This is a genomic window from Nocardioides sp. Root122, from assembly GCF_001425025.1.
GTDB lineage: Bacteria > Actinomycetota > Actinomycetes > Propionibacteriales > Nocardioidaceae > Nocardioides.
Genome location: NZ_LMDE01000010.1, coordinates 520,619 through 533,861, shown reverse-complemented (window position 1 = coordinate 533,861; position 13,243 = coordinate 520,619). Strand labels below are relative to the sequence as shown.

Annotated in this window: 14 protein-coding genes; 4 read left to right on the top strand and 10 right to left on the bottom strand. The window is 72.1% G+C overall.

All coding sequences use genetic code 11. From position 1 onward, the window contains the following. The first annotated feature begins 60 nt into the window (after nt 1–60). On the top strand, nt 61–597 hold the full coding sequence (locus ASC64_RS11610) for a SigE family RNA polymerase sigma factor (RefSeq protein ID WP_056907677.1): 537 nt from the start codon (nt 61–63) through the stop codon (nt 595–597). After that, complete coding sequence (locus tag ASC64_RS11605; protein ID WP_056907676.1) at nt 594–1,658, top strand: hypothetical protein; 1,065 nt, start codon at nt 594–596, stop codon at nt 1,656–1,658. Before ASC64_RS11610 ends, ASC64_RS11605 begins: the two co-directional genes overlap by 4 nt. A gap of 37 nt (nt 1,659–1,695) precedes the next feature. Here the strand turns inward: ASC64_RS11605 and dxs are convergent, their stop codons facing one another. The 6 genes from dxs to ASC64_RS11575 all read right to left on the bottom strand — a co-directional run bounded on the left by dxs (nt 1,696) and on the right by ASC64_RS11575 (nt 6,913). Next, nucleotides 1,696–3,600, bottom strand: a complete 1,905-nt coding sequence (gene dxs / locus ASC64_RS11600) for a 1-deoxy-D-xylulose-5-phosphate synthase (RefSeq protein ID WP_056907675.1) — start codon at nt 3,598–3,600, stop codon at nt 1,696–1,698. Nucleotides 3,601–3,616: 16 nt separating this feature from the next. Next, the gene (locus ASC64_RS11595; RefSeq protein WP_056907674.1) at nt 3,617–4,552 is read right to left on the bottom strand and encodes an SMP-30/gluconolactonase/LRE family protein; all 936 of its coding nucleotides are present in this window, start codon (nt 4,550–4,552) and stop codon (nt 3,617–3,619) included. After that, complete coding sequence (locus tag ASC64_RS22785; RefSeq protein ID WP_235563686.1) at nt 4,549–5,262, bottom strand: NUDIX domain-containing protein; 714 nt, start codon at nt 5,260–5,262, stop codon at nt 4,549–4,551. The genes ASC64_RS11595 and ASC64_RS22785 overlap by 4 nt, the downstream gene beginning before the upstream one ends. Before the next feature lie 189 nt (nt 5,263–5,451). After that, nucleotides 5,452–5,784 (bottom strand): hypothetical protein, encoded by a 333-nt coding sequence (locus ASC64_RS11585; RefSeq protein WP_056907673.1) that lies wholly within the window; start codon nt 5,782–5,784, stop codon nt 5,452–5,454. Nucleotides 5,785–5,908: 124 nt separating this feature from the next. After that, nucleotides 5,909–6,499, bottom strand: a complete 591-nt coding sequence (locus ASC64_RS11580) for a GNAT family N-acetyltransferase (RefSeq protein WP_268788239.1) — start codon at nt 6,497–6,499, stop codon at nt 5,909–5,911. 9 nt (nt 6,500–6,508) lie between these two features. Then, on the bottom strand, nt 6,509–6,913 hold the full coding sequence (locus tag ASC64_RS11575; RefSeq protein WP_056907671.1) for a YjbQ family protein: 405 nt from the start codon (nt 6,911–6,913) through the stop codon (nt 6,509–6,511). A 70-nt stretch (nt 6,914–6,983) separates the two neighbouring features. Between ASC64_RS11575 and ASC64_RS11570 the strand changes: the two genes are divergently transcribed. Continuing rightward, the gene (locus tag ASC64_RS11570) at nt 6,984–7,988 is read left to right on the top strand and encodes a Vgb family protein (protein ID WP_056907670.1); all 1,005 of its coding nucleotides are present in this window, start codon (nt 6,984–6,986) and stop codon (nt 7,986–7,988) included. A gap of 7 nt (nt 7,989–7,995) precedes the next feature. Here ASC64_RS11570 and ASC64_RS11565 read toward each other — a convergent pair whose 3' ends face one another. The 4 genes from ASC64_RS11565 to ASC64_RS11550 form a co-directional block, all read right to left on the bottom strand. Continuing rightward, on the bottom strand, nt 7,996–8,295 hold the full coding sequence (locus ASC64_RS11565) for a thiamine-binding protein (RefSeq protein ID WP_056907669.1): 300 nt from the start codon (nt 8,293–8,295) through the stop codon (nt 7,996–7,998). A gap of 37 nt (nt 8,296–8,332) precedes the next feature. Further along, nucleotides 8,333–9,022 (bottom strand): DUF3105 domain-containing protein, encoded by a 690-nt coding sequence (locus ASC64_RS11560; RefSeq protein WP_056907668.1) that lies wholly within the window; start codon nt 9,020–9,022, stop codon nt 8,333–8,335. Nucleotides 9,023–9,095: 73 nt separating this feature from the next. After that, complete coding sequence (locus ASC64_RS11555) at nt 9,096–9,680, bottom strand: hypothetical protein (protein ID WP_056907667.1); 585 nt, start codon at nt 9,678–9,680, stop codon at nt 9,096–9,098. 7 nt (nt 9,681–9,687) lie between these two features. Further along, nucleotides 9,688–12,522, bottom strand: a complete 2,835-nt coding sequence (locus ASC64_RS11550; RefSeq protein ID WP_056907905.1) for an aconitate hydratase — start codon at nt 12,520–12,522, stop codon at nt 9,688–9,690. Nucleotides 12,523–12,707: 185 nt separating this feature from the next. Between ASC64_RS11550 and ASC64_RS11545 the strand changes: the two genes are divergently transcribed. Then, nucleotides 12,708–13,241, top strand: coding sequence for an AAA family ATPase (locus ASC64_RS11545; protein WP_056907666.1), 534 nt, complete (start codon nt 12,708–12,710; stop codon nt 13,239–13,241). Nucleotides 13,242–13,243: the final 2 nt, after the last annotated feature.

Here is a 13,243-nt window from a genome sequence, read left to right as displayed (position 1 = left end):
ATGCGGGGTGCTGGGATCGTCAGTAGGGGTGACCCGCTCCCGAACAGTCAGGACCCAGCGATGCCACGACGTGATGCGGCGGCCTTCGCCGAGTTCGTCGCTGCGCGCTCGGCGGCACTGCACCGCACGGCGTACCTCCTGGTGGGCGACCGGGGCCTCGCCCAGGACCTGCTGCAGGAGGCGCTCACCAAGACGTACGTCGCCTGGCCCCGGCTCCGCGACCCGGGCAAGGCCGAGGCCTACACGCGCAAGGCGCTGACCACCACGGCGATCACGTGGTACCGCCGTCGCAGCTGGGGTGAGCGCCCGGTGGACGCCGTTCCCGAGCAGGCCGGTGACGGCCTCGCCGACGACGTCGCCATCCGCGCACTGCTCTGGCAGGCGCTCCAGGGGTTGCCGCCGCGCCAGCGCGCAGCGATCGTCCTGCGCTACTACGAGGACCTGACCGAGGCACAGACCGCCGGCGTCCTCGGTTGTGCCGTCGGCACGGTCAAGAGCCAGGTCTCGGACGGCCTGCGCACGCTGCGCTCGCGCCTCGGCGACCGGGTGGGCGACGCCGATCTCTTCCCGACCACGACGATGGAGGTGACCCGATGACCGGGCTGCTGACCGACCTGATGCGCGAGCGTGCCGACCACCTCGACGCCCCGGAGCTGGACCTCGCCGCGATCACCCGCGACGGCGACCGCGTCGTACGCCGGCGGCGCACGGCGGTGGTCGGAGGCGTGGCCGCGGCCTCCGTCCTGGTGGTCGTCGCCGGAGCCGCAGTGCTCGGCGGCAGGGCCAGCGACGACGCCGTCGTGGCAGCCGGCCCGGTCGCCGAGCTCGACCAGCTGAGCTGGACCACTGGACGGGTGCTGCACACCGGCAGCGGGGCGACGGTGGCGCTCGACACGGACGTCCGGGCCTGGGTCTGGGTCGGCGACTCGGTCGTCTACACCGACCCGTCGGGCCGGGTGCACCTCTGGCAGGGCGGCATGGAGCGGATCATCGGCAGCGCCGTTGCGGAGGGCGACCTGGCCGAGCTGGTGACCGACGCGACCTTCGTGGCCTGGGTCGATGCCGACCGCCGGCTGGTGCGGTACGACGTCACCGACGGCACGCTCGTCCGGGGCCCATCCATGCCGGGCAGCAGGCTCCGGGCCACCGCGATCGATGGAGCGACGGTCTATGCCGCCGACTCAGAAGGCGTCTATGCATGGCAGCCGTCCGATCCGGACGCCTACCGGGCCCTCGGCACCGACCCCCGCGCCGTCGTCCTGGACGCCGAGAACGGCACGCTCGTGCGCACCGCACCCGGGAGGACGGTGGTGTTCGAGCGTGACGGCGACACCCTCCTGGTCGCTGCGCGCGAGTTCGCCGAGCTCTCCCCTGACGCTCGGTTGCTGTCCGTGGAGGACGACGACGCCGGGTTGGTCGTCGACACGGCCAGCGGCGTCGAGGTGTCGCTCGACACCGGCCACGAGTGGGCGATCGGCTACCGGTGGATGGACGCGACCACGGTCGCCACGCTCGCCTTCGACGGGGTCGGCGGGGAAGACATGGACGGGTGGCTGCTGGCCTGCGACGCGGTCACGGGCGCCTGCTCACGGGGTGAGCAGCTGCCGGCGCTCGGCGGGTTCCAGCTGCCCATCGGCATCCACTTCGCGGCCGACTGACCGCGCGGGTGACCAGGTCGGATGTCAGGTCGGATGATCAGGCGGGGTGGTCGACCGCTACCGGAGCCAGACCCTCGTCGAGGGCCGTGACGTCCTCGACGATGCCGCGGGCGATCGTCTGGGCGTCGAGGCCGATGCGGGCGAGGATGACGTCGCGCTTGGCGTGGTCGAGGAACTCCTGCGGGATGCCGTGCAGCCGGAACGGCGTGTGCACCCCCGCGTCGTTGAGCGTCTGCAGGAGGGTCGCCCCGCAGCCGCCGACGCGACCGTTGTCCTCGACACTGACCACCAGGCGGTGCGAGGCAGCGAGCTCGATGAGGGCCGGGTCAACCGGCTTGACCCAGCGGGGGTCGACGACGGTGACGCCGATCCCCTGGGCGGTGAGCCGGGAGGCGACCTCGACCGCAGTGGTGGCCATCGACCCCACGGCGACGATGAGGACGTCGGGAGAGCCCTCGCTGACCAGGATGTCCACGCCGCCGTGGCGCTCGAGCGCCGGGACGTCCGCCGGCGGCGGCCCCTTGGGGAAGCGTACGACCGTCGGGGCGTCGTCGACCTCGACCGCCTCACCGAGCAGCTCGCGCAGCCGGGTGACGTCACGTGGCGCCGCCAGGCGCAGGCCCGGCACGACCTGGAGGATCGACATGTCCCACATGCCGTTGTGGCTGGCGCCGTCGTCGCCGGTGACACCCGAGCGATCGAGCACGAAGGTGACCCCGCACTTGTGCAGCGCGACGTCCATCAGCACCTGGTCGAAGGCGCGGTTGAGGAAGGTCGCGTAGACCGCGAACACGGGGTGCATGCCGCCCATCGCCAGACCGGCGGCCGAGGTGGCGGCGTGCTGCTCGGCGATGCCGACGTCGAAGGTGCGCTCGGGGAACTTCTCGGCGAAGACGTCGAGGCCGACCGGGTGCATCATCGCAGCGGTGATCGCGACGAGGTCCGAGCGCTGCTCGCCGAGCTCGACGATCGCCTCGGAGAAGTGGTCGGTCCAGATCTTGCCCTTGGGCTTCTCGGCGCCGGTCTGCACGTCGAAGGGGCCGGGAGCGTGGAACTGGTCGGCCTCGTGGCGCAGTGCGGGGTCGTAGCCCTGGCCCTTGCGGGTGATCGCGTGGACGATCACCGGGCCGCCGAAGCGCTTGGCGCTGGCGAGCGCCTGCTCCATCGCGGCCCGGTCGTGGCCGTCGACGGGGCCGACGTACTTGAGGCCGAGGTCCTCGAAGAGACCCTGCGGCGCGAGCGCGTCCTTCATGCCCTTCTTGACCGCGTGGAGCGCGTCGTAGGCCGCGTGCCCGACACCGGGGACGGCGTTGAGCCGCTTCTTGACCAGGTCGAGGACCTGCTCGTAGCGCGGGTTGGTGCGCAGCGAGGTGAGCGCCGTGGCGAGGCCGCCGATGGTCGGGGTGTAGGAGCGCTCGTTGTCGTTGACCACGATCACCAGGCGGCTGCTGCGCGCGATGGCGATGTTGTTGAGGGCCTCCCAGGCCATGCCGCCGGTCAGGGCGCCGTCACCGATGACCGCGACGACGTGCCGGTCCTCGCCGCGGATGGCGTAGGCCTTGGCCAGGCCGTCGGCGTAGGACAGCGACGTCGAGGCGTGCGAGTTCTCCACGATGTCGTGCTCGGACTCGGCCTGGCTCGGGTAGCCGCTGACACCGCCCTCCTTGCGGAGCGTGGCGAAGTCGGCGTGCCGCCCGGTGACGAGCTTGTGGACGTAGGACTGGTGACCGGTGTCGAAGACCACCCGGTCGTGCGGGGAGTCGAACACCCGGTGGATCGCCAGCGTCAGCTCGACCACGCCGAGGTTGGGACCGAGGTGCCCGGAGTTCGTCGCGACGGTGCGGATCATCAGGTCGCGGATCTCGGCGGCCAGCTCGTCCAGCTGCTCGGCCGAGAGCCCGCGGAGGTCGCGCGGCGACGCGATCGAGTCGAGGTGTCCCATGGGGTGTGAGTCTATTTCATGCCAGGTCGTGGACGGCCACCGCGGGCTCGTGGAGGCTGCCCATCCACACCCGGCCGTGGTGCTCCCGGACCCCGGTGACCATGTGGTAGCCCGGTGATCCGGCCGGGGCCACGATGTCGAGGTCGTGGACGCAGCGGCCGTCGTCGTCGTAGGCCTGGACGCGGATCGTCCGCCTCGGCTTGGGCTGCAGGGCCTCGGGGATCTTCGTGATCGCCTTGCGGAGCGCGAGCGGCGCCCCGCCCAGCCGCTCGACGAGCCCGTCGACCGGGCTGGCGATCGTCACCCAGACCAGCCCGTCGCTGCCGCGGCTGATGTTGTCGGGGTAGCCGGGCAGGTCGCCGACCAGCAGGTCGCGCTCCCCCGCCCGCGCACCGGTCAGCCACAGTCGTACGACGGTCCTGCCGCGCGTCTCCGCGACGCACACGTAGGACTCGTCGGCGGCCATGGCGACGCCGTTGGCGAAGGCGAGCCCGTCGAGCACCGTGGTGACGGTGCCGTCGGGGTCGCGCCGGAACAGGCGGCCGGTGCGGGTGTCCTGGACGAAGTCGTCCTTCCACCGGTCGACGCCGTAGTGCCGCGAGGAGTCGCTGAACCAGATCGTGCCGTCGCCGGCGACGGCGGCGTTGTTGCAGAACCGCATCGGCATCCCGTCGATCCGGTCGCACAGCACCTCGACGGCGCCCGACTCCGGGTCGACGTCGAGAAGACCGCGACGGGCGTCGCAGACGAGGAGGTGGCCGGTCGGCAGCAGCTCGATCCCGAGCGGCCGCCCCCCGGTGTCGGCGATGCGGCGGGTGCTGCCGCTCGCGGGGTCCAGTGCCCAGACAGCGCCGTCCTCCGTCCCGGTCCAGACGGTGCCGTCGGGACCGACAAGGACGTCCTCGGCGCCCATGGACGGGACAGGGTGCACGGTGAGGGACGAGTGGCTCATGGCGCCATGCTCGCGTAGACGTCGCTGCGGAGGAAGGCCGGGACGATGGCCTCTGCTCCCTTCGTCAACGGCAGGCCCCGCGCGACCTCGGGGTCGACGAACACGATCTGCCGGCCCTCCCGGCAGTCGATGTCGGCGTCGGTCAGGTCGCACGCGGCCGCGTAGACCCACATCCGGTCCCAGGTGCCGTAGGACTCGCGGTGGTCGTTGGCGAACGCGCCGACCTCGCGCAGCTGCCCATGGTCGAGGCGTACGCCGGTCTCCTCCTCGAGCTCGCGCAGCGCACCCTCGTCCGGCGTCTCCCCCGGCTCCAGGTGGCCGCCGGACAGGCCCCAGACCTCGGGATCGACGCGGGCGTGCTCATCTCGCTCCTGCAGCAGGATCCAGCCGCGTCGGTCGACGAGGACCACCCCGGCGAACCCGCGGGCGTCCTCGGGCGGCACGGGCGTGTGCTCGGCCGCCCAGGACCGGACGGCCTCCAGGGCCGTCTCCGTGGACGTGACGAGCGGCAGGTCGCCGACGGTCGCCGGGTCGACGAACACGATCTGCCGTCCCTCCTGGCAGTCGACGTCGGCGTTGCCGAGCTCGGTCGGCGCGACGAACACGTGGTAGCGGAACCGGCCGTGGGGGGACTCCACCTCGAGCTCCCCGAGGTCGCTGACACCCTCGGGCGCCAGCCGGATGCCGGTCTCCTCCGCGAGCTCGCGCACGGCTCCCTCGCGGGGTCGCGCCCGGCTCGAGGCCGCCACCGGGGAAGCACCACGTGTCCGGCCACACCGGAGCGTGCTCGTCGCGCTCCTGCATCAGGAGCCAACCACGCGGGTCGACGAGGGTCAGGCACACGAAGTCGGTGCGGACTCCGTCAGCGGGAAGGTGCATCCGGCGACCCTAGCCAGCACTCACATGCGCACCCGGTAGCGACGCCCGCGCAGCGCCTCCTCGACCAGCCCGACCTCGCGGCGTACGGCGAGCAGGCGGGCGTCCTCGAGCTGGAAGGTCTGCACGGCCGCCTCGACGACCGCTTGGCTCGCGACGTCGCGGAGGTCGCCGCGGATCTCGCTGAGGCCGCGGCGGGTGGCCAGCTGCTGGGCCTCCACGTGCAGCACCGCGAAGCGCGCCAGGACCAGCACGTGACGCCGCAGCCCGGGGAACCGGCGGTAGTCCGGCGGGCAGAGGTCGAGCAGCCAATTGGCGGCCGTCGCCTCCCAGTCGGGGGCGTCGGGCGGCCGCACCTGACGTGGCCACCCGGGCGGCGCAACGCCGCGGTGTCCCTGCGGCGGGGTCGGCCGCTGGCGTGGCTGCGGAGGCGGGAACACCGGCCCAGCATATCGAACAGGTGTTCGATGCGGTGCAGGGTCAGGGCGTCGGGAAGTCCCGGGCGAACAGCTCCTCGAGGAACGCCAGGTCGGGGTCGCGCAGGCCCGCGGAGTCGTGACGCCACCAGACGTCGGGATAGACCAGCTGCCCGGTCATCCAGTCCTCGTAGGAGTCGAACGTCACGACCTGGAAGGCGGCCTCGGGTGTGCGCCGCGACGCCGGCAGGAGGCCGAGCGTGCTGGCCCGGGCGAAGCCGCGCGAGCCGTAGAAGGCGGGGCTTCCCTCGAGGAAGAGCGCCGGCCGCCCGGTGCTACGTGCGGCCCCGATCGCAGCCGCCACCAGCGCCGTACCGGTGCCCTCCCGCTGGCGGACCGGCCGCGTGCTGAGCGGGCTGAGCATCGCCACGTCGACCAGCTCCGGGCGCGCATCGAGCCAGCAGTGGCTGACCCCCACGTGGCCGAGGACGACGTCGCCCTCGACCGCGACGAGCTCGGCGAGGACGAGCCCGAGGCCGCGCACCTCAGTCCAGAGGTCACCCACCTGGTCCCCGTGGGCGGCGTCGTCGGCGCCGAAGGCGGCACGGATCACCTCGTCGATGCCGCGCGCGTCAGCCGGTGTGCCAGGTCGGATCTCGATCGGTCAGCCCGCCAGGAAGGACCAGCGCACCTCGCGCCGGTCGTTGTCGACGTTGAGGTCCACCAGGCAGATGCTTTGCCAGGTGCCGAGCGCGAGCCGTCCGTCGAGCACGGGCACCGTGCAGTGCGGCGGGACGACGGCCGGCATCACGTGCGACCTGCCGTGGCCCGGCGACCCGTGCCGGTGCCGCCAGCGGTCGTCGGCGGGCAGCAGGTCGGCGAGCGCGGCGAGCAGGTCGTCGTCCGACCCGGCGCCGGTCTCGATGATCGCCAGCCCGGCCGTCGCGTGCGGCACGAACACGTGGAGCAGCCCGTCACCGCGCCCCGCCACGACGTCCGCCGCGTCACGGGTGAGGTCGAGCACGACCTCCTCGCCACCGGTGCGGTAGGTCCTCGTCTCGCTGTGCATGGCAGCCACGCTAGCGGCGCCGTCGTACGACGTCGTGCCGAGACCCGTGTGCCGGGACTAGCCTCCCTCCATGGGACGGCTCCTCCCGCTGGTGACGCTGGCCGTGGCCACGCTGCTAGCCGGCTGCGGCGGCGAGCCGACCGACGATGACGACCGAGGGAGCTCGGCGACGACGTCGACCGACCCGGCGGCGTCCTCCTCCGAGATCTCTGACGTGGCGCCGTACGTCGAGGTCGGCGCAGGTCCGGTCGGCATCACGAGCGCCGCGGACGGTGCCGTCTGGGTGGTGAGCAGCGCGTCCGACCAGGTGTCCCGGATCCCGCGCGGCGCGAGCGAGCCGGACCTCGTCGTCGACGTGCCCGGCACTCCCCTGCGCGCGGTCGCAGCCGGCGACGCCGTCTGGGTCACCTCGTTCCGCGGCGAGCAGCTGCTGCGCATCGACGCTGCCACGGGCGAGGTCACCGACACCCTCGAGACCGCCGCCGGACCGGAGGGGGTCACCGCCGGCTTCGGCTCGATCTGGGTCGTCGAGCAGGACGCCGGGCGGCTGGTGCGCATCGACCCCGAGACGCGGAAGGTGGTCGACCGGGTCGACATCGGTGTCGGCGCCCGGCTCGCGACCGCCGGCACGGATGCCCTCTACGTCGCAGCCTTCGCCGACGACCGCGTGCTGCGGGTGGACCCGCGGACCCTCGAGGTGACCCGGTCGCCGAAGGTGTGCGGCGGGCCGCAGGGCATGGCGGAGCTCGACGGGACGCTCTGGGTCGCGTGCACCTTCGCCGACCAGGTGGTGGCCGTCGATACGGCGACGCTCCGGCGTACGGCCGTGGTGCCCGTCGAGGGCCTGCCCGACTCGGTCGTCGCGGACGACGGGCGGCTCCTGGTGCTGGCGGAGGAGGGGCCACGATTGGTGGTCGTGGACCCGGCCGGCGCCGAGGTCACGCGCGAGGTCGTCCTCGGCGAGGAGACCGCCCTCTACGACAGCGCGAATCTCGACCTGGCGGTGTCCGCCGACGAGGTGTGGGCGACGTCGTTCAAGGCCGACCGGGTCCACCACCTGCCGGTCCCGCGCTGAGGGTCGCTCAGTCGCGCAGCGCCTGCTCGATGCGCTCGACCTTGGCGGTGAGCTGGCCGTCGTAGCCGGGCCGGATGTCGGCCTTGAGCACCAGGCCCACCCGTGGAGAGACGGCGGCGACGACGTCGACGGCACGCTTGACCACCGCCATCACCTCGTCCCACTCCCCCTCGATGTTGGTGAACATCGCGTTGGTCTCGTGCGGGAGGCCCGACTCGCGCACGACGCGGACGGCGGCGGCGACTGCCTCGGTGACCGACCCGCTGGGGTCCTGGGCGACGGGCGAGAGGGAGAAGGCGACGATCATGGGGCCACGCTAGCGAGGTCGTCCGAGGGGTCCGTGGTCAGGCGTTGGCGCCCTGCTCCGGCAGCCCGCCCTGGGGGTCGGTGACCCCACCCTGGCAGGTCACGCCGAACTCCGGGGCGGTGTGCCCGTCGCCGTACTCCTCGAGGAACAGGCCGAGCCGGTCGTCGTCGACCCCGTCGAGCTCGAGCTGGGCACCCCAGACGGTCACCACGACCGCGGACGGCAGGCCCTCGCGCGGCGACATGATGCCGTTGTCCGGCAGCTCGGCCGCGAGTCGCTCCACCTCGTCGGCCGACAGGCCGGGGTCGTGGGTGATCCACACGGTGCCGTGCTCGAGGTCGTGGACCGCGTTCTCGTCGCGGACGGGCTCGTCGTAGACCCCGCACGCCAGCCACACCGGGGCGTGCGGGCCGCCGGCGGGCGGAGTCTGCGGATAGCGGACGTCGTCCGTCGTGTGCGTGCGGTCGGTGATCTCCCACGTCCGGACCAGGCCCAGGTCCAGGGCCCGCTGGGCCTGCTCGTCGCCGCGCAGGAGCTTGTCGACCAGCGGCGCGGCGAGCGCCGCGCCCATGATCGCGACGGCGCCGACGGTGGCGAGCACCAGCGGCACTCGCGACCTGTCCTGCCTGACCTCGTGCACGACGTCGAACCCCGGTACGACGTCCGGTTCCGGCGTCTCGACGGTCGCCCCCGGCAGGTGGTGGTCGGGACCGTCGGTGTCGCTCACCGCGTCAGGCTATCGGCGGTCCCCAGCGGTACGTGTGACGATCCGCTCGTGCAAACGACCGCATCGCCACACGTCACGCCAGCGCGGCGCGCACGGCCCCCGCGCGCTCGTCGTACTCGTCCTGGGGGATGTTGGGGAGCATGTCGGCCCAGACGGGGAGGTTGGACCCCCGGAGCTCCAGCACGCCGAGCGGACGCGCCAGGACGTTGACGGAGAGGTGACCGCCGCCGTTCTCCCACTTGCTCACCTGGACGTTGCCGACGCCCGGGAGGGCGCGCAGCGCGCGGTAGGTGCGCGCGACGAGCCGGCCGAGCTCCTCGTCGGCGGTCTCGTCGAGGTCGTCGAGCCGCTCGTGATCACGCGCGACGACGTTGGCCACGAACATCAGACTGGTGCCGCCCGGGCGGATCACCGCCAGCCGCTCGCCGGTGTGCAGGACGAGGTCGTCGCGGGCGAGCGCCTTGCAGGTGCCGCAGGCGTCCGCGCCGCGCGAGCGATCGGGCTCGGGGACCACGCGCTCCCCCAGGACCTTGGGGGTGAGGCCTTCACGCTCGAAGGGGAAGACCTCCCAGTCGGTCATGCCGCCCAGCGGGGGGCGGCCGGCCGCGTCCAGGTGGTCCTGGACGCGGCCACGCCACACCTCCGCCGGGTCGGTCACCGCAGGCTCAGCCCTTGAGCAGGTTGCGCAGGACGTACTGCATGATCCCGCCGTTGCGGTAGTAGTTCGCCTCGCCGGGGGTGTCGATCCGGACCGTCGCCTCGAACTCGCTGGTCTCGCCGTGCGCCTGGTCGGTGCCCGGCGCGGGCTCGACCCGGACGGTCACCGTCTTGGGCGTGGTGCCGTCGTTGAGCGCGGTGATGCCCGAGATGCTGATGACCTCGGCACCGGTGAGGCCCAGGTCGTCGGCGGTCTTGCCCTCGGGGAACTGCAGCGGGATGACGCCCATGCCGATGAGGTTCGAGCGGTGGATCCGCTCGTAGGACTCGGCGATGACGGCCTTCACGCCCAGCAGCGCGGTGCCCTTGGCGGCCCAGTCACGCGAGGAGCCGGAGCCGTACTCCTTGCCCGCCAGGACGACCAGCGGCGTGCCGGCGGCCTGGTAGTTCTCGCTGGCCTCGAAGACGCTGGTGACCTCGCCGTCCTTGCTGAAGTCGCGCGTCACACCGCCCTCGGTGCCGGGCGCGATCTGGTTGCGCAGCCGGATGTTGGCGAAGGTGCCGCGGATCATGACCTCGTGGTTGCCGCGGCGCGAGCCGTAGGAGTTGAAGTCACGCTGCTCCACGCCGTGCTCGGCGAGGTAGCGGCCCGCGGGGCTGTCCTTCTTGATGGCACCGGCCGGGCTGATGTGGTCGGTGGTCACCGAGTCGCCCAGCTTCAGCAGGACCCGCGCGCCGACGATGTCGGAGACGGGCTCCGGCTCGGTGGGCATGCCGTCGAAGTAGGGAGGACGCCGGACGTAGGTCGACTGCTCGTCCCACGCGAAGGTGTTGCCCTCGGGGGTGGGGAGGGACTGCCAGCGCTCGTCGCCCTTGAAGACGTCGGCGTAGGAGGAGCCGAACATGTCGGACGTGATCGCCCGAGCGATGGTCTCCTCGACCTCCTGCGGGCTGGGCCAGATGTCCTTGAGGTAGACGTCGTTGCCGTCGGTGTCCTGGCCGAGCGGGTCGCCGAACAGGTCGACGTCCATCGAGCCGGCGAGCGCGTAGGCCACGACCAGCGGCGGGGACGCGAGGTAGTTCATCTTCACGTCGGGGTTGATCCGGCCCTCGAAGTTGCGGTTGCCCGAGAGCACCGAGACGACGGCGAGGTCGGCCTCGTTGACCGCGGCGGACACCTCGGGGATCAGCGGACCGGAGTTGCCGATGCACGTGGTGCAGCCGTAGCCGACGAGGTTGAAGCCCAGCTTGTCGAGGTACGGCGTCAGCTCGGCGCGGTCGTAGTAGTCGGACACGACCTTGGAGCCCGGCGCGAGCGAGGTCTTGACCCACGGCTTGCGCGAGAGGCCCTTCTCGACGGCGTTCTTCGCCAGCAGCGCGGCGCCGATCATGACGCTCGGGTTGGAGGTGTTGGTGCACGAGGTGATCGCGGCGATCACGACGGCGCCGTGGTCGATCTCGACCTCCTGGCCGTCGAGCGAGACCGTGGTCTTCTTCGTCGGTCGACCGGCGTCCTTCGGAGCCTCGGCGTGCACGGGCTTGCCGTTGCCGCCCTCGTGGCTCGGCGAGTCGGACGCCGGGAAGGACTCCTCGACGGCCTCGTCGTAGCCGGTGGCCTCCGCGGCGTCGTCCGGGTCGGAGTCACCCTCGTCGACGTAGTCCTTCAGTGCGGCGCGGAACGAGTCCTTGGCCGCCGAGACCTCGACGCGGTCCTGGGGACGCTTCGGGCCCGCCAGCGACGGAACGACCGTCGAGACGTCGAGCTCGAGGCGCTCGCTGTAGCGCGGCTCGGCGCTCGGGTCGTGCCACAGGCCCTGCTCCTTGGCGTACGCCTCGACGAGCGCGAGCTGCTCCTCGGTGCGGCCGGTGAGGCGGAGGTAGTCGACGGTCTGCTCGTCGATCGGGAAGACCGCGATGGTCGAGCCGAACTCGGGGCTCATGTTGCCGATCGTGGCGCGGTTGGCCAGCGGCAGCGCCGAGACGCCCTCGCCGTAGAACTCGACGAACTTGCCGACCACTCCGTGCTCGCGGAGCATCTCGGTGATCGTGAGCACGAGGTCGGTGGCGGTCGAGCCCTCGGGCAGCTCGCCGGACAGCTTGAAGCCGACGACGCGAGGGATCAACATGGAGACCGGCTGGCCGAGCATCGCGGCCTCGGCCTCGATGCCGCCGACGCCCCAGCCGACCACGCCGATGCCGTTGACCATCGTGGTGTGGGAGTCGGTGCCGACGCAGGTGTCGGGGTAGGCCACGCCGTCGCGGACCATGACCACACGGGCCAGGTGCTCGATGTTGACCTGGTGCACGATGCCGGTGCCCGGGGGGACGACCTTGAAGTCGTCGAAGGCGCCCTGGCCCCAGCGCAGGAACTGGTAGCGCTCGCGGTTGCGCTCGTACTCGATCTCGACGTTGCGCTCGAAGGCGTCGGCGGTGCCGAAGACGTCGGCGATCACGGAGTGGTCGATGACCATCTCGGCCGGGGCGAGCGGGTTGATCTTCGTGGCGTCGCCGCCGAGCTCGGCCATCGCCTCGCGCATGGTGGCGAGGTCGACGACACAGGGCACGCCGGTGAAGTCCTGCATGATCACGCGGGCGGGCGTGAACTGGATCTCCTGGTCGGGCGCGGCGCTCGCGTCCCAGCCGGCGATCGCCTTGATGTGGTCGGCGGTGATGTCCGCGCCGTCCTCGGTGCGGAGCAGGTTCTCCAGCAGCACCTTCAGCGAGAAGGGCAGGCTCTCGACGTCGAGACCCTCACCCTTCACCGCGTCCAGGCGGTAGATCTCGTAGGACTGTCCGTCCACGTCCAGGGTGCCCTTGGCACCGAAGCTGTCCTGACTGGCCATCAGCCACATCTCCTCGGGAGTTCGCGGGTTCGCGTCCATCTTGCCGTCGCAGGGGAAGGGACGGGAAGGAAGGGGACCCTTAGTTGTCGGCGTCGGTCTATCTCGATGTCAAGATACATGAGGTCAAGGAATCGGTTCAAGCGCCACGCCCGGGCCTCGGGCCGCAGGCCACCTAGGGTGTGCCGGTGCCCACGCTCCTGCACCTCAACGGTCCCTCCGGCGTCGGCAAGTCGACGCTCGCCCGCGCGTACGCCGACCTCCGGCCCGGGACCCTCGTCTGCGACATCGACGAGCTGCGGTCCTGGGTCTCGGGATGGGCGACGGACTTCGTCAGCACCGGCAATGCTGTCCGCACCTCGGCGCTGGCGCTGATCACCGCCTACCTCGCCACCGGACGCGACGTGGTGCTCCCCCAGCTCATCGTCACGCCCAGCGAGAACGACCGGTTCGAGGCGGCCGCAACCGAGGCCGGGGCGGCGTACGTCGCAGTGGTGCTCGACGCGGCTCCTGACCTCCTGCTGGAGCGCCTGCACGCCCGCGCGGAGACGCCCGTGACCGCCGTGGTGTCGCGGATCATCGCCGAGCGTGGCGGCGACCCGCTCGTGCTCCATGGCCGGGAGCAGCTGCTCGGCTTGGCCGAGGAACGCGGCTGGCTCGTCGTCGACACGACCGACCGCGAGGCGGCGCTGGACGGGCTCGCGCGCGCCGCGGACGGCTGACG